This window comes from bacterium (assembly GCA_021371935.1).
In the GTDB taxonomy this organism is placed as follows: domain Bacteria; phylum Armatimonadota; class UBA5829; order UBA5829; family UBA5829; genus UBA5829.
Genome location: JAJFVF010000004.1, coordinates 26,847 through 47,304, shown reverse-complemented (window position 1 = coordinate 47,304; position 20,458 = coordinate 26,847). Strand labels below are relative to the sequence as shown.

At 50.6% G+C, this 20,458-nt stretch carries 18 protein-coding genes; 9 read left to right on the top strand and 9 right to left on the bottom strand.

The annotated features are described in order from the left end of the window. Positions 1–43: 43 nt before the first annotated feature. The gene (locus LLG46_03205) at positions 44–1,348 is read right to left on the bottom strand and encodes a neutral/alkaline non-lysosomal ceramidase N-terminal domain-containing protein (protein ID MCE5322307.1); all 1,305 of its coding nucleotides are present in this window, start codon (positions 1,346–1,348) and stop codon (positions 44–46) included. Next, on the bottom strand, positions 1,348–2,577 hold the full coding sequence (locus LLG46_03200; protein MCE5322306.1) for a DegT/DnrJ/EryC1/StrS family aminotransferase: 1,230 nt from the start codon (positions 2,575–2,577) through the stop codon (positions 1,348–1,350). Before LLG46_03200 ends, LLG46_03205 begins: the two co-directional genes overlap by 1 nt. Positions 2,578–2,737: 160 nt before the next feature. On the opposite strand from LLG46_03200, the gene LLG46_03195 reads away from it, so the two are divergent. Genes LLG46_03195 through LLG46_03185 form a run of 3 tightly spaced genes read left to right on the top strand, consistent with a single transcriptional unit; the run spans position 2,738 to position 4,820 of the window. Further along, complete coding sequence (locus LLG46_03195) at positions 2,738–3,334, top strand: RNA polymerase sigma factor (protein ID MCE5322305.1); 597 nt, start codon at positions 2,738–2,740, stop codon at positions 3,332–3,334. A 1-nt stretch (position 3,335) separates the two neighbouring features. After that, complete coding sequence (locus LLG46_03190; protein MCE5322304.1) at positions 3,336–4,106, top strand: hypothetical protein; 771 nt, start codon at positions 3,336–3,338, stop codon at positions 4,104–4,106. Between the two features lie 36 nt (positions 4,107–4,142). Beyond that, entirely contained in the window at positions 4,143–4,820 is a 678-nt protein-coding gene (locus LLG46_03185; protein ID MCE5322303.1) for a hypothetical protein, read from the top strand. A 44-nt stretch (positions 4,821–4,864) separates the two neighbouring features. Here the strand turns inward: LLG46_03185 and hflX are convergent, their stop codons facing one another. The 7 genes from hflX to miaA form a co-directional block, all read right to left on the bottom strand. Beyond that, positions 4,865–6,151: a GTPase HflX gene (hflX, locus tag LLG46_03180; GenBank protein ID MCE5322302.1), complete on the bottom strand. Its 1,287-nt coding sequence runs from the start codon at positions 6,149–6,151 to the stop codon at positions 4,865–4,867. Beyond that, the gene (locus LLG46_03175) at positions 6,141–6,650 is read right to left on the bottom strand and encodes a GNAT family N-acetyltransferase (GenBank protein MCE5322301.1); all 510 of its coding nucleotides are present in this window, start codon (positions 6,648–6,650) and stop codon (positions 6,141–6,143) included. The genes hflX and LLG46_03175 overlap by 11 nt, the downstream gene beginning before the upstream one ends. Before the next feature lie 51 nt (positions 6,651–6,701). Next, on the bottom strand, positions 6,702–7,877 hold the full coding sequence (locus tag LLG46_03170; protein ID MCE5322300.1) for an LL-diaminopimelate aminotransferase: 1,176 nt from the start codon (positions 7,875–7,877) through the stop codon (positions 6,702–6,704). Between the two features lie 4 nt (positions 7,878–7,881). Then, entirely contained in the window at positions 7,882–9,060 is a 1,179-nt protein-coding gene (locus LLG46_03165; GenBank protein ID MCE5322299.1) for an LL-diaminopimelate aminotransferase, read from the bottom strand. Between the two features lie 80 nt (positions 9,061–9,140). Continuing rightward, entirely contained in the window at positions 9,141–9,995 is an 855-nt protein-coding gene (gene dapF / locus LLG46_03160; GenBank protein ID MCE5322298.1) for a diaminopimelate epimerase, read from the bottom strand. A gap of 140 nt (positions 9,996–10,135) precedes the next feature. After that, positions 10,136–10,405 carry an RNA chaperone Hfq gene (hfq, locus tag LLG46_03155; GenBank protein MCE5322297.1) on the bottom strand — a complete coding sequence of 90 codons (270 nt, stop codon included), beginning with the start codon at positions 10,403–10,405 and terminating at the stop codon, positions 10,136–10,138. After that, entirely contained in the window at positions 10,402–11,319 is a 918-nt protein-coding gene (gene miaA, locus LLG46_03150; GenBank protein ID MCE5322296.1) for a tRNA (adenosine(37)-N6)-dimethylallyltransferase MiaA, read from the bottom strand. The genes hfq and miaA overlap by 4 nt, the downstream gene beginning before the upstream one ends. 423 nt (positions 11,320–11,742) lie before the next feature. Between miaA and LLG46_03145 the strand changes: the two genes are divergently transcribed. The 6 genes from LLG46_03145 to LLG46_03120 all read left to right on the top strand — a co-directional run bounded on the left by LLG46_03145 (position 11,743) and on the right by LLG46_03120 (position 20,456). After that, complete coding sequence (locus tag LLG46_03145) at positions 11,743–13,533, top strand: DUF4838 domain-containing protein (protein MCE5322295.1); 1,791 nt, start codon at positions 11,743–11,745, stop codon at positions 13,531–13,533. 241 nt (positions 13,534–13,774) lie between these two features. After that, positions 13,775–16,336 carry a DNA gyrase subunit A gene (gene gyrA / locus LLG46_03140; GenBank protein MCE5322294.1) on the top strand — a complete coding sequence of 854 codons (2,562 nt, stop codon included), beginning with the start codon at positions 13,775–13,777 and terminating at the stop codon, positions 16,334–16,336. Positions 16,337–16,668: 332 nt separating this feature from the next. Further along, positions 16,669–17,082 carry a hypothetical protein gene (locus LLG46_03135; GenBank protein MCE5322293.1) on the top strand — a complete coding sequence of 138 codons (414 nt, stop codon included), beginning with the start codon at positions 16,669–16,671 and terminating at the stop codon, positions 17,080–17,082. Between the two features lie 161 nt (positions 17,083–17,243). Next, positions 17,244–18,995, top strand: a complete 1,752-nt coding sequence (locus tag LLG46_03130; protein MCE5322292.1) for a GAF domain-containing protein — start codon at positions 17,244–17,246, stop codon at positions 18,993–18,995. A gap of 61 nt (positions 18,996–19,056) precedes the next feature. Beyond that, positions 19,057–19,488 carry a response regulator gene (locus LLG46_03125; GenBank protein ID MCE5322291.1) on the top strand — a complete coding sequence of 144 codons (432 nt, stop codon included), beginning with the start codon at positions 19,057–19,059 and terminating at the stop codon, positions 19,486–19,488. A 53-nt stretch (positions 19,489–19,541) separates the two neighbouring features. Continuing rightward, the gene (locus tag LLG46_03120; protein ID MCE5322290.1) at positions 19,542–20,456 is read left to right on the top strand and encodes a metallophosphoesterase; all 915 of its coding nucleotides are present in this window, start codon (positions 19,542–19,544) and stop codon (positions 20,454–20,456) included. The last annotated feature ends 2 nt before the right edge of the window (positions 20,457–20,458 follow it).

Here is a 20,458-nt window from a genome sequence, read left to right as displayed (position 1 = left end):
TCCGGGTGATTACTACCCAATATGCTTTAGCCGCAAGCAGGCACTATTCCTGCGTATCCATCTGCGAGAATATCTTCAGTATTGCCGAAACCAGACGGCTGTCCGCATCTTCACAAAAACCCGTCATCATTCCCTCGAACCACCGATAAGCCGTAGCAGCATATCCACCCTGCTCATATTCCCATTTAGCAGGGATATAGCAGTATAGCCCATTTGCATAACCGACGAACGCGCAAACAGCTGGTGACATATCGGCTTTGACCGCCAGTGCGATATCCGAATAAGCCTCCACGGGCACTCCGACTAGATAGAAGTCATTTATCTTTGCCGCGAATATCTCGATAGGAGTCGTTTTGGGGACGCAGTTATTTTGGATTGCGGCTTTGAGATCGTTTGCCCACTGCAGCATAGCCGATTCCATGCAGGTTTTTCCTGCACTGTCCGCCTCTGCTATAGCCGATTCATACTTGGCTGTCAGTTCGGTCAGTTCTTTGTCTGAGACAGGTTCAGCCATAGGCATATCCACGATCTCACTGCATGTCTTGATCTTGACCGCGCATGCCTTTTGAGCATCATTCAAAAGCTCATCTGCTTTACGGGCAAGCATATTGCCGAATGCTTCCACGTCCTCGAAAGTGCCGGTTCCCCAGCCCCTGTCGCGGTTGATTATGGGGTCGGCGTCACCTCCGGCTCCTGCCAGGTACATCCCAATCCCGCCTCTGATATTGCCCAGTTTTCGACATGCCGCACCGGGGAAGTCTCCAGAGAAGAGCAAATTTTGGGGTCCCAGCGTGACCGCATGAGTGGAGAAATTGATGAGTGTCGCGATATTTGTGCCTGCCCATGAGTCTACGCTGAATGCTATGAAATCTTCGTCTATCGAGCGTGACTTGTCCGCCCTGTTATATCCGAATTCTTCTATTTTTGTCTTTGCATATGAGAATGTGGCCGGTTCCAGTTTGCCGGGCAGCGTGCAGACAGCCTCTGTGATCTTTTCCTTTGCCTTGGCGAGCCATTCGGGGTTGAGCATGCCCATCACTCCGCGCTGATACTGTGTGGCCGGACCGGAGTGAGTATGAGTGCCTGTGATCATAATGGATTTTTCAGGTATGCCGGTCTGCTGATGAATACTCCTGCGTATATCGTTAACATCATTGGTGCCGATACCGAGCAGGTCGCACGAGACAATTACGAGATACTCTCCGTCAGCATCCATCATCAGTGCGCGAGCCATAATTGGGTCATGAGTGCCCTCGGCGGGTTTTGTCCTTGCGCCGTAACCGGTCATCCATACGCCCGGCCATGGCTCAAGATCGGTCTGAGTTGCCGATGCTCTGAACAGCGACATTATGCCAGTTCCCCCGCATTCTCACAGACTTTTTTGATTCCATTTGCCAGGGCAGCTATATTTGTTTCGTCAGCCAGCAGCATCGGGTGAGTTATCCAGCATGTGTCATTGCAGACTTCCTCACAGACGGGGCAGTTTACGCCGGCATAATCGATCTTTCTGTCGTAATAAGGACATGAGAACGGGCAGTTGGCCGGTCCCTCTTTTTCCTGGAGAAACATGGGGTTTTTATACAGCGGCATTGTATAGCCCGGCGATAATGGGATTCCCTCCGCCTCACAAGCCTCGATGAACCGTGCTCGTGACATGCCGAGTCGCTTCAGGTCGAGCCTGAACGGATAGAAATGATAGCTGCGTCTTGTCATTCGATCATCATGCCTGGTCAGATGTATTCCCGGCACGTCCCTAAGCACATCCTCGATTATCTTCACGCTCTGCATACGCTTCATGGTCTGCGATTCGAGTCGTGTAAGCTGCGCAAGGAGTATCGCTGCCTGAAATTCGGTGAGCCTCAGGTTCGACCCGATCACATGATGCTCGTACCATGCGCCTGTCTTGGATCGTCCGCAGTTTGTGATGCTGCGGCATGCATCAGCGATCCACTCATGGTCTGTGAGCATAATCCCGCCTTCGGCGCTGTTGATATTTTTTGATGCTTGGAAGCTGAAAACACCGCAATGACCCACTGCCCCGACGCCTTTGCCGTTCCACTGGCTCCCCCATGCGTGGCAGGCGTCCTCAATCAGGTATAGATCATGTTTGCGTGCAATCTCCCATAGTCTGTCCATATCGGCGACATGTCCGGCCAAATGCACAGGTATTATGGCTTTAGTCCTGTCGGTGACCTTATGCTTGACATCTTCGGGGTCTATGCAGAAAGTGTCAGGCTCGATATCGGCGAATATGGGAATCGCATTGACTCGCAGCACAGCGCTTGCTGTGGCCATAAACGTATACGGCGGGACTATTACTTCATCGCCCGCGCCTATCCCCAATGCATTGAGAGCGGATTCGAGGGCTGTGGTTCCGCTGGTAGCCGTCACACCGTATTTCGCGTTTTGAAACTCGGCAAATTTGCTCTCGAATTCTTGAACTTTCTCGCCGTACCACCATTTGCCTGATTCAAGCACTTCAAGCAGCGCATTACGTTCCTTATCTCCATACACAGGCCAGCCCGGCCACTGGAAGTCGCAGGTTTTTTTCCCTCCGAAGATCGCGAGTTCAGACATCTATTCCTCCATCGAACGCAGATTGTTCCCAATAGTTGGTTAGCTTTTATGAAATGGCATTCCTGCACGGTCATGCAGGTTTTGAAATCGAAGGGAATTCGGACAACAGAAAAGAATCTTTGTATGACTTAATTTTTTCTCATTGGAATCGTCATATCACATGGAAACGATGCTGACGGACAACTCTAGAGTATTCGAGTCTGAGATGGGGACCCCTGAGAACGAGCTTGTGGCTGCGGCTAAAAGGGGTGATCTGGATGCATTCGGTGTTTTGTTCGAGATGAACAAGAATGCAGTCTATGCCTTCGTGCACAAGTCGATAGGGCATGCGCAGGACGCTGAGGATATCGTGCAGGAGGTTTTTTTCAGAGCCTGGAAGTCCATATCATCGCTTCGCAGTGAGACTAAATTTCTTTCGTGGCTTTATAGGATCGCTGTGAATCTCTGCGCTGACCGTGCGCGCCGGGCTAAGTCGCGATCAAGTTGTAGTGTCGATGCCATTGACAATTGCGACCTGGAGTCGATAGCGGAGCCGACACTGGGTCTCGAAGACGGAAGTGTGCTTCGCTGTGAACTCGTAACCTGCCTGCAGTCTCTGCCGGTAAGCCAGAGAATTCTGGTGGTGCTTTGTGATATACAGGGTTTTACTCAGAGGGAAGCAGCCGATATTATTGGCTGCTCACCGGCGAATGTGTGTTTGAAACTGTGCAGCGCGCACAAGAAATTGCGCAAGTTGCTCTCGCGCGAGGTGGAGTAATATGAACATCAAATGCTGCCTTGTATCGAACATTCTTGCTTATAGTGAAAGACTGCCTGCATGGGTCCGCCGCCATATCGATAGATGTGAGCATTGCAGGCTGGAGGCCGACAGATACGCGCGGCTGCGCAGTGCTCTTAAAAGCGCATCTGCTGACGATGAGACGTGTAATCTGAGCTGGGATCAGATGAAAGGCAGACTGCTGGAGTCTGATACTCAGCCCGCTTCGCACCATTGGGGTTGGGCATACGCATCGGCGGCATGCCTTTGTATTGTGATCATTATCGGACTGATTGCTCTTTCGGTTTATCCGCGCAATCCGCAGGATGCTCGAAGAGTGGCAGAGGTCCCAAAGAGCGCTCCGACAAAAGTTGCGTCGAAGCCCATGCCTAAGCCTGAAATCGTCAAGCCGGATATGCCCAAACAAAACCTCACGGTGGCGGCAGAGCAGACGCCGAAGCCGCGTCAGGCACGCATTCGGGTCAAGAGAGCGGCAGTAGGGGTGGTAAGGAATCGTCATACGCCGGTTGTCAAGCATGTCAGACCTGTCGTAACGCCGTCAAAAGCGTCAGATATCGATAAAGGCGACAGTGACGATCCGGTCACTTTGCAGGCGAAGCAGTTACAGCCGCCGGAAGTGCCATCGGAAGTCAGTTATCAGGCCGGAAAGCTGATGGGGCAGATGCTCATCAGCATATCTGAGAATGTACGTCCAGAACTGGTGGATCGCATCGGGGACAAGATAAAGAAACTTGTGCCAGTGGACTCTTAATACAGCGGATTTATGAAAATTCTTGGAGGTGACAAAATGAGAAGAATTTGGATAGCTGCCGGACTGGTCTTTCTGCTGTCGGCCAATTCGCATGCTGCAGTAAAACCCCAGGTTTCCAAACCTAAGCCGGTTCAAACGGTCGTTCCACAAAAGCCTTTGCAGGCGGAAAAAGCTCCGACATTTGTTTTGCCGTCTGGCGCCGTTCTGGATACGGAGATCAATCTTGCGGAAAATGACCTGCTTGGTATGGTTAAACAGGCTCTGCCTTCATTCGCGAAGGGTTTTGGTGATGCAGGCGGCGACCTTGGGCCAATAATCAAGATGCTTGATTTGAACGGGCTGGCATCCGCGGTGCAGGGTGTAACGGCATTGCGACTGACAAAATTCAAGCTCCCGAAATCAGCGGATTCGTACAGGATGATGCAGTTTTTTGAATCGCAGGTACCGCCTACAAAGGGCTGGGACAGGGTGCTTTACAGCACTACACTCGTAAAGGACTCAACCATCGCGATGTACACCCAGAGTGGCAAGACATACCTGGGATTCATGCTTAGCCCCAAAGGCAGTGACTGCTACGCAGTCGGCACTGTGGGCTTTGTTGATATACCGAAGATAACCTCATGGGCAGGCAGCGCTCTTAAAATAATCACGAAGATGGACGATGATGAAGACAAAGCACTTTTGAAAGGGAAGCAAACTCCTAAAAAGAACTGATATCTCGATGATCGTCCGGAACTCCATTCCGGGCGATCAAAACTTTATGAGCTCGGAAATTCCGTCTTAAATTCTCTTAACTTGTCAGCCAGGTCTGGTGACAATTCCACTTCCAAGTGCACCCCTTCCGGCAAATATTCCTGCATAATGACGCGTCCCTTGTCGTGGCACATCGCCAGGAGGTCGCCTCTGTCATATGGCAGCATTGCTTCAATTCGGCTCATCATCTCGCCGATGACTTTACATAAAAGCCGATGTAGATATTCCACTCCTTCGCCTGTTTGAGCGGACATATAGCATGAATCGGGAATCTCCGCGACGAGCCTCCTGAGTTCATATTGATCTTTCACAAGATCACTCTTATTGAAGACCGTGATGATAGGCTTGTCTTCGACATCCAGTTCCGCCAGCACTTCTATGACCGATTCATATTGCTGCCTGAAGAACGGGTGAGCCGCATCGACCACATGTATCAGAAAATCCGCTTCGATTACCTCTTCCAGTGTGGCGCGAAAAGCGGCAATAAGCCCGTGCGGCAAATTGCGCAGAAAGCCGACTGTGTCGGACAGGATAATTGAGCACTGGCCTTCCAGTTCGACCCGCCGAGTCGTGGGATCCAGCGTCTCGAACAGCCTTGCATTAGCTGAGACATCTGTTCCTGCCAGCAGATTCATTAGGGTGGATTTGCCGGCGCTGGTATAGCCGACCAGGGAGGCATTTGGGACCATCAGCTTTCGTCTGGATCGTTTCTGGACTTTTCTGTGCTGGACGACCCCATCAAGCTCATGTCGCAGGATGGAGATCCGTTTGCGAACGCGTCTGCGGTCTGTTTCGAGCTTAGTCTCACCCGGTCCGCGTGTGGCGATTCCACCAGCGCTGCCGCCGCCGATACGCGACATGGATGTGCCCTGGCCTGTGAGCCTGGGAAGCAGATATTGAAGCTGGGCAAGTTCCACCTGCAGGTTTCCCTCACTTGTACGGGCGCGCTGAGCGAATATGTCGAGTATGAGCTGAGTGCGGTCGATCACTTCGCACTTGGTTGCATCGCTGAGGTTTCTTTGTTGGGTGGGGGAGAGGTCTTCACCTATTATCACCACCGACGCATCCGCATCGGTCACACGCAAATACGCTTCCTCCGCGTTGCCTTTGCCTATGTAATAGCGCGGGTCAGGGTCATCTCGCCGGATATGCATCTCATCGACGATCTCGATACCTGCGCTGTCCACAAGCTCGCGCAGTTCTTCGGTATTGGCATCGGCTTCCCAATTGCCTTTAGGATCGATGACCACCAAAAGCGCTTTATCGGTTGTGCTGATCTCATTAAGATTCAATGGGTGTATCCCAACCATATGCGCTGGCTTCAAGCTCACGCCCGCCAATGGTGAGGGTTTTACGCCTTATAAAGCGGCCATTTATGTGCTCGTAGAACATGCGCGATTTATTTTCAGTAAGTACCCAAATAATCATGCCGCCGGTGCCATCGGATGTGAATCTCTCAGCAACCTTATCGAACAGAGCCTTACCTATACCCCTACCTTGATATTCTTGAAGAACGTATAATGCGTAAAGTTCACACTTATAGGTCGGATCGCCATCTCTCTCTGGACCCGCATGAGCAAACCCAATGATTCTGCCGTCATCATCGGTCGCCACGAATGTGAAGCAATTTTTTTCGGCCAGACCTCTTTGCCAGCCTTGTTCTGAGCGCTCATAACTCGTATTATCGAGGTATTCATCGTCCATCAGACCGCGGTAAGCGGTCCGCCATGTGTCAATGGCAACCCTGGCAATGCCCGCCGCATCTTCAATTGTGGCATTACGAATAAGCATTGTAGGTTCGGCTTTTCGGGAATTCTGATAAGTTACGCCTATCCCAACAACTCAAAATTTGAGTTTCATGCTCTTGATCCTGCTCACAGCCTCTGTAATTCGGTCGCCATCATTATCTCCAAGCACGGTAAGCGCCATGCGGACATATCCTTCGCCATATTCGCCGTAGCTGTTTCCTGGAATGACCAGCACTCCCGCTTCGTTGAGCAGCAGCTTGGCAAACTCCGAAGAAGTATATCTTTCGGGCACTTTCGCCCACACATAGAGCGACGCCTTGGGCTTTTTCAAGTTCCAACCAAGAGCATTGAGACCATCGACCAGTATGTCTCTTCTCTTACTATATAGATCGAGCATACTCTTATTAGAAACATTTTCCAAAGCATATGCTGCGGCAAGTCCTATCGGCTGGAACTGCCTCGAATCGACATTGGTCTTAAGGTCATTTAGGGCTGCGACCAGTTCGCTGTTGCCGACACCGAAGCCTATTCTCCACCCGGTCATGTTATATGTTTTGGAAAGCGTGTTCATCTCGATGCAAAAGTCTTTTGATCCTGGAACCTGAAGTATGCTGGGCGCACTATAGCCGTCATATGTGACTTCCGAGTATGCCAGGTCGCTGCAGACGGCAATGTCATATTGCCTTGCAAAGTCGACTACATCTCTGTAGAAGTCGAGGTCGGCCACCGCGCCGGTGGGATTATTGGGGTAGTTGACGAACATCAACCTAGCAGCTTTGGCCGTATCGGTGGGGATTGCCGTAAGGTCGGGCAGGAAGTTGTTCTTTTCAAGGAGCGGCATCGGCACGGGTTCGCCGCCTGCCATCAGTGTGTTGACCCTATAGACAGTATAGCCCGGGTCAGGCACAAGGCTGATATCCCCCGGGTCGATCAGTGTCCAGCAGAGGTGGGCAAGTCCATCTATTGAGCCGATCAGCAGCACTGTCTCGGTGTCCGGGTCGATATCCACGTCAAACCGTTTCTTATACCACCTGGCTGCCGTTTCCATGAGCGCTGGGCATCCGGCTTCCGATTCGTCATACCTGTGATACTCGGCCTCTCTTGCCACTTCACATAGCTTGTCCACAATCGGTTCGGGTGTGGGCTGGTCCGGGTCTCCGATCCCAAGGTCTATAATGTCTCTGCCTTCAGCCATGACCTTGGCCTTCAGCCTGGATATCTCCATGAACAAATAGGGCGGCACTTTGCCCAGTCTCTTTGCCTTTTTCAACTTACTAACTCCATTTTACTTCTATTTCTTTGATTCTGCGCACAGCTTCAGCCATTCTGTCACCGTCCTTATCGCCGGAGACGGTAAGCGACATCCGCACATATCCCTCGCCATACTCTCCATACCCGTTGCCTGGAATAACCAGCACACCCGCATCGGTGAGCAGCATCTTGGCAAAATCTGCTGAGGTGTAGCCCTCGGGCACTTTTGCCCAAACATAGAGCGATGCCACAGGCTTTTTCACATTCCATCCCAACCCGTTGAGACCATCGACAAGGATATCTCTCCTCTTTTTATATAGATCGAGAGTAGGCTGGTTGGACACGTTCTCCAGAGCATATGCGGCGGCGATATCGACCGCCGGGAACTGCCGTGAATCTATATTCGACTTTAGTTTGTTCAAATGAGTGATAAGGTCTTTGTTTCCGACCGCGAATCCGATTCTCCACCCAGTCATGTTATACGTCTTCGAGAGCGAATGCATTTCAATTACTACGTCTTTTGCCTCATCCGCTTGAAGCATGCTCGGCGCATTATATCCGTCATAGGTCACTTCGGAGTATGCCAGGTCGCTGCAGACCGCGATGTCGTAATCCTTCGCAAAACGCACCACGTCATTGTAGAAATCAAGTGTCGCCACAGCACCTGTCGGGTTGTTCGGGTAGTTGAGGAACATCAACTTTGCCTTTTTGGCGATATCCGTGGGTATGTCACCCAGGTCCGGCACGAACCCATTTTCCTCAAGCAGCGGCATCTGATGGATATCGCCGCCCGCCATAAGGGTGTTGACCTTATAGACCGTGTAACCCGGGTCCGGTACAAGGCTGATATCTCCCGGATTAATCATAGCCCAGCAGAGGTGAGCCAGCCCATCTTTGGAACCGAGCAGGAGCATTGCCTCAGACTTAGGGTCTATGTCAACGTCGAACCGCTTCTTATACCACCCGGCGGCAGCTTCAAGGAACAGCGGCCAGCCGGCTTCGGTCTCGTCATAGCGATGAGTCTCCGGGTCATTTGCCGCTTCACAGAGCCTGTCGATCACGCCCTGCGGAGTAGGCTGATCTGGATCGCCGATTCCGAGGTCTACCAGATCTTTACCTTCGGCGATGGCTTTGGCCTTTAGCCGAGATATTTCACCGAACAGATATGGCGGTATAAGGTCAAGTCTTTTTGCTCGTTCCACTGGCGTTCTCCTTTTTATACAAAAGGCCGCCCGGCTTTCCACCGAACGGCGCTCTTTAGTTCTCCACTTTCGGCTCTAAGCTAACCTTCAGATATCCACTTCTTGAACTCAGCCGTATTTACCTTCCCCTCGAACACTTCTTCGGCGGGGCCGGTCATATATACTTTGTTGTCGCCGAGCCACTCTATGAACAGGTCGCCGCCCCTCAGGTGGACGGTGACTTTCTTCTGCACTTTATTGTTGAGCATAGATGCTACGGCGGATGCACATGCTCCTGTTCCGCAGGCCAGAGTCTCGCCCGCTCCACGCTCCCACACACGCATCTTGATTTCCTGCTGGTTCATGACTTCAATGAACTCGACATTTGTCCTCTGCGGGAACGATGAGTGGTTTTCCACTTCCGGTCCGACCTTTTCCACGGGAACCTCGTCCACATGGTCGACGAATGTCACGCAGTGCGGATTTCCCATCGAAACGCATGTGACTTCGATCTTTTTCCCCGCGACCTTCAACGGTTCGGCAACCACTTTATCACTTGCGGTGCCTTTCATCGGTATTTCAGACCGCAGCAGTCCAGGCTCGCCCATATCCACTCGTACAGTCTGCACCTTGCCGCCTGTCGCATTGAGCTTAAGTGTCTTTATCCCACCCAGGGTTTCCACACTCATAATAACGTCGTTGTGCAGCTTTCGGTCATACAAATATTTTGCGAAACAGCGGATTCCGTTGCCGCACATTTCGGCTTCGGTGCCGTCCGGGTTAAACATGCGCATACGGAAGTTGGCGATGCGCGACGGCAAGACCAGGATAATTCCATCTCCACCTATACCAAACTGTCGTTTGCATGCATGCTTTGCGACTGCCGGCAATTGTTCTTCAGTTATTATTTCTTTAGCGCCGTCGATTACCACGAAGTCATTACCGGCGCCATGCATTTTTGTAAATTTCACTATTTTCTTCCTGTGCATTCCCAAAATTCAGAATTCGCTAATTGCACTGATAGGCGGCGATCCCCGAATCGCCGCCTAAATGTCAAGCAGGGACCTTCGATCCCCAATATTTAACAAGTCTGAGTCTATGGAGTCTCTTCTTCGGCAGGAGCGGTTTCGCGTTCATCTTTTGGTGCAAGCTGAACGAATTTGAGCGGTACCACCGATGCCATTGCATGCTTATATACAAGCTGCGACGGTTTGCCTGGTGTTTCGAGCACGACTGTAAAAGAGTCGAACCCACGCACCAGCCCCTTGAGCTGCACACCGCTGGTGAGGTAAATAGTGACGGGAATGTTGTCTTTTCTGACCTGGTTCAGGAACGTATCCTGCAGGTTCATCTGTGCCTTGTTCATTTGTCTAAGGACTCCTTTATTATTAATGACACCTCTGCGGCGGTTCGTCCTTCCACGTCAATCCATTGCACTCGTGGGTCGGCTCGGAACCAAGTGTATTGCCTCTTGGCAAACCGCCTGGTGTTCTTTTTGAGGAGTTCGACGGCCTTGTCAAAACCGTATTCTCCTCTCAGATAGCCGGCTATTTCCTTATAGCCAAGGCCCTGCATTGCGGTCGTATCTGGATCGATGCCCGAGCATATGAGCCGCGAGACTTCTTCGACAAGGCCGGTATCTATCATCATATCCACGCGATCCTCAACTCGCGCGTATAGCATTTTGCGGTCCATAGTCAGACCGAAAAACCGGGCGTCTGGATAACGTGATTCTCTCCTGGAATCCTTTTCAAAGACATCCGAGGGTCTGGATCCCGTCAGATCGTATATTTCCAGCGCTCGTATTACTCGTTTCAGGTTATTTGGATGGATTCGCTGTGCCGACACTGGATCGACCTTCGCGAGCATGCCATGCACGTATTCATTACCATATAGACGCGCCTGTTCAACCATCCTTTGCCGAAATTCTTTATTATCAGCAGGTATCGACTCGTCCAGCCCGTCAATAGCTGCCCGCACATACAACCCACTGCCTCCCACGATAATGGCGGGTGGATTTCGATGTGATATATCATCTATTGCATCATGGGCGAGTCTTTGAAACTCACCCACGTTAAATGACTCTGCCGGATCGGCCACATCGATCAGATGAAACCGTGCACGCAACTGTTCCTCGGCGGTCGGTTTGGCTGTCCCGATATCCATGCCTTTATAGATGGCCATCGAGTCCGCCGATACAATCTCACCGCCGATAAGCGCCGTCAGTTCTATCGCCACAGCCGTCTTACCCACAGCGGTGGGTCCGACTATCGCGATCACGCCGATCAATGCGTCTACCATCCTTACAAATGTTGATTATAAAAGTATAACATATCATCACAAAAACGCGAACCCCGCTCTTTGCATGGCACAAATAATAATTAGGGAGGAAAAACTCCGGCTGAGCCTAATATTTACGAATATGTGTGGAGGCATAGTATGCGCATCACGCAAACAGGTAAGATCAGTATTGGATGGACAATTTTTCTCTCGCTGCTAGGGCTCGTGCTTATTGTCGGCATAACTTAATAGCTGGAGTTGCGCATGGCGGATTGTGAGATAGGGTGACAACCGCTTTGCCGCGCCGAAGTCCACTGTTTTCATTTTATGCAAAAATCTTGTCGGAGCTAAAGTGAAATAAGCAGGTATCAAAGCATCAGTAAAGCAATATTGAATGTGTAACTCAAGTAATGGAGGAAACCCATGCACATTCAAATTCTGATCGCAGCTCTTGCAATAGCGCCTCTAGCTGTTACTGCAAACGCAATTACATTATCTGAACACGGTAAAACACTATATCATATAGTAGTCTCTGATGACGCAACCCAGCAGGAGCTTACGGCAGCATATCAGTTGCATGATTACCTCAAGCAAGTCACCGGAGCGGATTTTCCTGTTCGCAGTGATTCCCTGATTGGCCCTGATGAGCCACAAATACTCGTTGGCCAGTCCAAACGAGTAAGTAAACTGGCTTCGGATGTGGATTGGTCGGCTTTGGCTAGTGATGGTATTGTAATCCGCACGGACGGAGACAAACTTATCCTTGCGGGCGGACGACCACGCGGGAGCCTATATGCAGTCTACAGTTTTTTGGAGGATACGGTCGGCTGCCATTGGTGGACCGGAACCGAGAGCTACATTCCAACGAAAAATAAGCTGGATATACCCAAGTTGGATATCAAGTATACTCCCAAACTGAGGTATAGAGAGACATTTTACAGGGATGTGAATGAGAATCCGCTCTTTGCAGTAAAGCTCAAGCTAAACGGTCACTTTAATAACATTCCCGATGAGTATGGTGGGCATTATAACATCATTGGATGGTGTCATACTTTCTTCCAATTTCTGCCGCCGGATAAGTATTTTGCAGCCCATCCCGACTGGTACAGCTTAATCGACGGCAAACGTGTAGATAACAAACAACTATGCCTTACCAATGATGAAATGCGTGCCGAGATGACCCGGGTTGTGCTGGATTTGATCAAGCAGAATCCAACTTCGGGTATCATATCCATCAGTCAAAATGATGTAGATGGAGGCAATTGCCAATGCGAGAAATGCAAAGCCATCGAGACTGAAGAGGAGTCACCGTCCGGTCCATTGATCAGGTTCGTAAATTTAATTGCCGCGGATATTGAGAAGCAATACCCGGATATGCTGGTGGAAACGCTTGCATATCAATATACACTCAAGCCGCCTGCTTACATAAAGCCGAGAGAGAACGTAGTCATACGTCTGTGCAGCATCGGCTGCGACTTTGCAAAGCCGGCGGACAGTGACACGAACCGTGAATTTAGGGATAGCATGCATACATGGAGTGCAATTGCACCGCATCTGTATGTTTGGGATTACGTTACCGACTTTGCTCGCTATATACAGCCGCATCCGAATATGCATGTGCTGGGTCCAAATATCAAATTCTTTGTGGGCAACAAAACAATGGGGCTGTTTGAGCAAGGTGATGCGGGTTGTTCTATAGGTGAGTTTGTGAGGCTGCGCGCATGGGTTATTGCTCACCTGGAATGGAATCCGTCCAGTGATCAGAAACAGCTTACAAGCGAATTCCTAAAGGGATACTATGGCAGCGCAGCGCCATTTCTTCAATCCTATCTCGAACTGGTTCATGATTCTATCGGAAAGAATGGTCAACGCTTGGGCTGCTATAATACGGATCTATCATTCCTTACCCTTGATGTAATGAGTGAAGCTACCAGGCTTTTTGATGAAGCGGAAAAATCGGTGGCGGATGACCCTGTAATATTTCAGCGTGTCAGACGTGAAAGAATGACTCTGGATTATGCCTGGCTTCTACGATATAACGATCTCAAAAAAGAAGCCGCAGCCGAAAATGTCCCGTTTGCTCCACCATTTGACCCTGCAGTCGAATGTGACAAATTTATTGAGAGAGCCAGACAATGGAATGTGGGTGAGAGCAGGGAGTCTAGATCTTTCGAGTCTTACGTTCCTGAGCTTAAGGCTATGTTTGCAAAGTAGATGTCTTGAATCTCTTACAGGGTGAGGATTACTGAATCCTCACCCGAAGCGATCAGACGATACACCATACAACCATCTAGCCCGGATAATGCGCTTTTCGCATAATTCGGATCTCCGAGAGCATTATTCACGAAGAACGTGAATAATGCGGGCTAACCATCATCCCATCTTTCGTCCTTGACCGAAGCGTATTGAACCGATATAATTAATGTATACAAATTGATCGGAAGAGGGCCTCATTTTGAGCAACATTGCACGGGAATTAATCCCTGTAAATATCGAAGATGAACTGAAGCGCTCCTATATGGATTACGCGATGAGCGTAATCATATCGAGAGCGCTTCCTGATGTAAGGGATGGCCTGAAGCCAGTCGAGCGGCGGATATTCACGGCTATGAACGACCTTCACATTGGGCCGTCCGCGCAGCACAGAAAGTCCGCCAAGATCACCGGTGAAGTCATGGGTAACTATCATCCGCACGGTGATGTGGCCATCTACATGACCATGGTCCGAATGGCGCAGGACTTCAACTCGCGTTATCCTATGATCGACGGCCAGGGGAATATGGGCTCGATCGACCCCGATCCACCGGCGGCTATGCGATATACCGAGATGAGGATGTCGCCTTACGCGGTCGAATTGCTTGATGACCTGGAAAAGGACACGGTCGACTGGACGGACAACTACGACCAGACCCGCATGGAACCGCTTGTCCTGCCCGGCAAGTTTCCGAACCTGCTGGCCAATGGCGCTCTCGGAATTGCGGTCGGCATGGCGACCAAGATACCGCCGCACAATCTCACCGAGCTTTGTGATGGCCTCAGCTATCTGGCGGATAATCCCGATGCAAGTGTTGAGCAGCTCATGCAGTTTGTTAAGGGTCCCGACTTCCCGACATCGGGTCTGATCCTGGGCACCAAGGGCATTCGCAGCGCATATGAGACCGGCCGTGGGCAGGTAGTGATGCAGGCCGAAACCAACATTGAGGTTCTGGAGGGCGGCAAGTCTGCAATTGTGGTCACCGAACTGCCGTATCAGTGCTACAAAAAGCCTTTAATTGATAAGATTGCCCAGCTTGCGAAAGAACGCAAGATCGACGGCATCACCGATATTTTTGATTATTCGGATCGCACCGGAATCAGGATCCAGATAGAGCTAAAGCGCGACGCTCATCCGCGCAAGGTCCTCAACTTCCTGCTCAAACATACCGATCTGCGCAAGACATTCGGCGTGATAATGCTGGCTCTGGTCGACGGCACTCCGAGAATTCTCACATTGAAGCAGGTGATGCAGCACTATATCGATCACCGCGTCGACGTGATAGTCCGCCGCACCAAGTTCGACCTGCGTGCTGCGCTGCGCAGGGCGCATATTCTTGAGGGTTTGCGCATAGCGCAGGACCACCTGGACGAGATAATCAAGATTATCCGTGCGTCTGCAAACAGTGAGATCGCACGAAACGAATTAATGAACCGTTTCGGTCTCTCGCAGATCCAGGCCGAAGCGATACTCAATATGCAGCTTCGTCAGCTTACAGCTTTGGAACGCGACAAGATCGAGGAAGAATATAAGGAACTGCTCAAAAAGATTGCGGCTCTCGAAGACCTGCTCTCCGATCCGCAAAAGATTCTCGATGTAATCAAGACCGACCTCAAATATCTAAAGGACAAATACGGTGACGCGCGCAAGACCCGCATCGTATCGATGGAAGCCAACGAGATCGGCGATGAGGACATTATTCCCGACGAGGAAACGATCATCACCATCACCCGCGACGGCTACATCAAGCGTGTCCCTATCGATACATATCGCGCGCAAAAGCGGGGCGGCAAGGGTATAATCGGCGCAACCGCCAAGGAAGAGGACAAGATGGCCCATCTGTTTGTGGCCACCACTCATCATTACATCCTCTTCTTCACGGACCGAGGCCGGGTCTATAGGCTCAAGGCGTATGAGATTCCGCAGACCTCGCGTCAGGCCATGGGCACTGCGATTATCAACCTGATCTCCATAGAACCGGGTGATAAGATAACCGCCACAATCGCTGTACGCAATATGGAACAGCAGGGCTATATGGTCATGGCCACCGAGTTGGGCGAGGTCAAGAAGACCGATCTTGCCGAATTCCATAACCTGCGCTCGAACGGCCTGCGGGCATTCGATATCGAGGAGGGCGACTCCCTGAAATGGGTCGATATCTCCAACGGTGATAACGAAGTGGTGCTGGTTACTGCAATGGGTATGTCCATACGCTTCCATGAGCAGAATTTGAGGAGCGCGGGACGTGCTGCAGGCGGTGTGAGAGGAATCAAGCTCAACGCCGATGATAAAGTTGTCGGCATGACACTTGCCCGCGAGGGTGAACTGCTCGTTGCCACTGAAAAGGGATTCGGCAAGCGCACTCCTCTGGAGCAATATCGCAAACAGACCAGGGGCGGCAAAGGCATCAAGACAATGAACCTGAGCGAGAAGACCGGGCGCATTGTTGAGACAGCCGTGGTCGATGATACTGACAAGATAGTGATTATCACTATGCACGGGATCATGCTCAAGATAAGGGTTTGTGAGATTCGCTCATGCGGGCGCAGCACTCAAGGTGTAAAGCTCATCAACCTCACTCATGGCGATTCGGTGAGCAGCCTTGCACGGATACCCAAAGCTGAGGCTCCTGAGGAAACGCTCAAGCCCAAGCCTAAGCCTAAGAAGTCGAAAGCCGACCTTGTGGATGATATGGAAGAGGATGTCATCGAAGAGGTCGATGATATTGAAGAAGAGGGTTCTGAAGAAGAATCCGAAGAATAAACGATAGAATCAAGAGGCCGCCTCAAGGTGTTTATTTGGGGCGGCCTTTATTTTGGTGTTTCGGAAATGAATTCCCGAAACACCAAAATGGAGTATCGGGTGTCAGGAATGGCTGAAACGGAAGAATGAGCAACCGACAACACAGGTTAATCGTCATTATTGGAGCATTGATACTCCTTATAATAATTATGTCAGGTGTTCCAGCGCACGCAGATGCGTGTGCACCTCTGATAATGCTCGTCTGGCCGGAGTCGTGGTTATTCCTGGTCTTAATTATTCCAATTGAGATTGTGGTTGGATTACGTGTTCTCACTACTGCCCGGACAACAACAGTGAAAACAGTAATAGCAGCCAACATCGTTTCGACATTGTTCGGGATTCCGCTCACATCATTGGTATTTTATTTTTTTGGAACGACCATAATGAATGTGCTAGGTGTTCCGGGCGCTATAGACTGGACAAAGCTACCTCTGATGCAAAAAATCATGATGACTATAACACTAAACAATCTGCTGCATTTACCTTTTAGTGAGTGGTCTTTGCCTTGCATGATTTCGGCAATGGTTCTGTGCATTCCATTCTTTTTTGTCTCGGTTTGGTTGGAATATTCAGTAGGACGCAGGTTATTGGGCAAAGAGCAAAAGGGATCGGTGTGCAGATGGGCATGGATAGCTAACGCTTGTTCTTACACATTTATTCTAATCGTTCTTGGGATACGGTTGTTGTGGACGTTGATTTCCGGCTGATATACAGGCTATTTCCACTAAACTGAAGTCACTAAGCAATTTACGCTATGTAAATTGCACGTCTCGGTCTGAATTACGTATCTCTGATACAAGTTCAAGGCCGTGATTTACTTAGTTGATGTTGTCTCAAACTCACCTGTTCTGATATACTTCTAGTTGTTATGAAAGCTAATGATGCAATCTGCGGTCCCAAATCCGACCCGACTCTCTTTTCCAGGGTAAGCCAACTCGTAGCGACCAGCGAATCGCTTGATGAGGTTTTGCAGTATATTATTGAGGAAGCTGTTCTCATCTGCGATGCAGACAGAGGTTTTCTGGCGACTGCCGACCATGAACGCGGCGAGCTTGATGTTCGCTATACTGCAGGCATCAGTTGGACTGAAGAGGTCAGGCTTGGTAGGCTCAAGGTGGCCGAGGGTACTGGCCGAGGCATCACCAGCTATGTTGCGGCGAATGGTAAGCCATACCGCTCCTCAGATGTGCTCAAGGACCCATACTATCGAAAATACTTCGATGATGTGCGCAGTGAAGTTGCCGTGCCGTTGATCGACAAGGACGGCCGCACGCGAGGTGTGATAAACATTGAGAGCACTCATTCGGACGCATTTGACGAGCGACATGAGGCGACTCTGCTGGGTCTGGCTAATCTGGCGGCGATAGCGATCACTGTCGCCGAGCTTCGGGCCCGTGAGGCTGCGCTTATCCAGATAGGAAAAGAACTCAACGGTCTCTCGGACATGGGTGCCATTCTGCAAAAGGTGATCGAAGTAGCTGCAGAGGCTTTGAAGTTTGAGGACTGCTCGCTCTTTTTGTATGACCGAGCTTCGAGCAAACTGATATTGAGGGCTTCCCGCGGTCCTTTGGGCAAGAAGATAGGCGAGGCGTCCTATGATGTCGGTGAAGGCCTGACCGGTTGGACTGCTGAGCAGCAGCAGCCAATACGTGTGCAGAACCCCAAGAAAGACCCCCGCTGGCGAGGACGTTTCGAGGAACTGCCCGCGAGAGATTTAGGCGCGTTTATGGCGGTGCCTATCAATAGTCACAGTGGAATCCTGGGCGTGCTCAGGGTCCAGAGGAAGAAGAGCCCGTATAAGTGGTTTCCGAATGATTTTACAGAGGACGATGAGCGCGCTCTCTCGACCATATCTGTCCAGCTCGGCATCGCGCTGGACAATGCCCGTTTGCTCGACCAGCTCGTCAAAACGGAGCGTATGGCTGCCTGGGGCGAGATGTCCGCGCGTTCGGCTCATATGATCGGAAACCGTGTCTTTGCGATTAAGGGCGATGTCAACGAACTGGAATATTTGCTCCAGCAGGTCAAAATTGACGCGGGAGCTTCTCTCAAGCTCTCGGAGAGTATCAAGAAGGGCATCTTTTTGCTTGAGGAGATACTCAACGAGTTCCGCGAGTTCGTGAAGGCCACTCAGCTCGATTTGGAAGAGGTAGATATAAACGCTCTGGTGATGGAGGCAATTGAGGAAGGTTTCCCGAAGAGGTCAAAGACGAAGCTCAAGAAGAAACTTGCGCAGGATTTACCGGTGGTGATGGCCGACCCAAAGAAACTGATGCGGTGTTTCACTGAGTTGATGGAGAACTCGGTAAACTTCATGCCCGACGGCGGCGAGATAAAGATCACGACCGGTTTTGCCGACGCGAAGAGCAAGAAATGGCTCAGGCCGAACAAGCAGGGCGGCAATTATGTTCAGATTACGTTTGACGACAAGGGTCCAGGTGTGCCGACGGATCAGAAGCCGAAGATATTCGATCCGTTCTATACTTCCCGTGCCAAAGGGATGGGTCTGGGTCTATCGATAGTGAAGGGGATCGTGGATGCACATGACGGCGTCATATTTGAGAGCGGCAGGCCCGGCAAAGGCGCCAAATTCAGCATCCTGGTCCCATACGAACCTTAAGTAAATACTCAATAAGATACTCAATACAAAATCTCAAATACTAAATTGAAGGGTGTTCTCAATGTGCAAAATACTTGTGATAGATGATGAAGAGGCTGTCCGCCAGGTTGTCAAACGCAGGCTCGAGCGGGACGGATATTCAGTGGATACTGCCGACTCCCAGGAAGCGGGAATAAATGCAATCGTGTCGAAGAACCCGCCGTATGACATAGTGGTGACCGATATGGTGATGGAGTCACCGTCGAGCGGTCTTGAAATGCTGCAGGCAGCGCTTTCGCATGATGTATTTACCGAGGTGATCGTGCTTACGGCTTACGGCAACGTTGCCAATGCGGTCGAGTGTATGAAGCGCGGCGCGTTCGATTATGTGGAGAAGAATATTCCGGGTGTGGACGTTTTCGAGATACTCTCGCTCAAGGTCTCTCAGGCTTTGGAGAGGCGCAAGATGTCTCTTGCCACACTCAGAAAGATCGAGCAATATACGAAGGATTGATTTTGCGTCTATTAATGCGAAGCCGAGTCTTGTTCTGTAATCTGCTGTTGTGCATGGTCTGCGCAACAGCAGTTTTTGCGACCGATCTGACTGTTTTTGTTGTGTCGGACACGCATTTTATCAAGGATGCGGTTGACTGCAATCTCTGCCGGGCAGGTGTAAAGGCAATGAATAGTCTGCCGGGCACTCCATATCCTATGAAATTTGGGAATGCGACGGTTGCGATACCCAGCGCAGTGCTTGTCTGCGGTGATTTATGTGATGGCGGTTCAAAGAAGACGGGTTATGCCGCCGATTTGCCGGAGCCTGATATCAGTGTCAATTATCAAGATGAATGGAACTGGTTTGATTACTGCTTTCCGCTTAATGGCGCACCGGATGACTATAATCGCTTGAAATATCCCACATACGCCACCGCCGGCAACCACGACTGGTGGCGCTACGCCGGTTGCCGCCAAGGCACTTCAGACTATGTGGTCGATCAGCTCAAATCCCGCTACTCGCCTATGTGTGAGGTTATGGATGGCAATGTCTGTTATTCGTCTGACCTTGATGGAATCCACTTTGTCTCTTTGGGACGCTATCCTGACAAGTATGTGCGGAAATGGCTTAGCTCCGACCTTGAAAGAGTCGGCAAAGACATGCCCATTGTCCTCTTTCAGCACTATGATTTCAAAACCAAGAGCGGTGAAAAGTGGTGGAAGGATAGCGATCGCAAATCCCTGGCCGATATCATCAACGGCTATAAGATAATCGCTATATTGCATGGTCACTCGCATGCAGCATGCCACTACAAATGGAACGGCTATGACATATATGACGACGGCACACTCGGCAAGAAGGGCGACATCGGCATTATGCACATAACCGATCTATATGTTGATTATGCACAGTACAGGGTTACCTCTGATGCCGCCGGCAACTTGAGGGGTGGAAAGTGGAAGTGGTCATACCGCAAGTTGCGCTAATC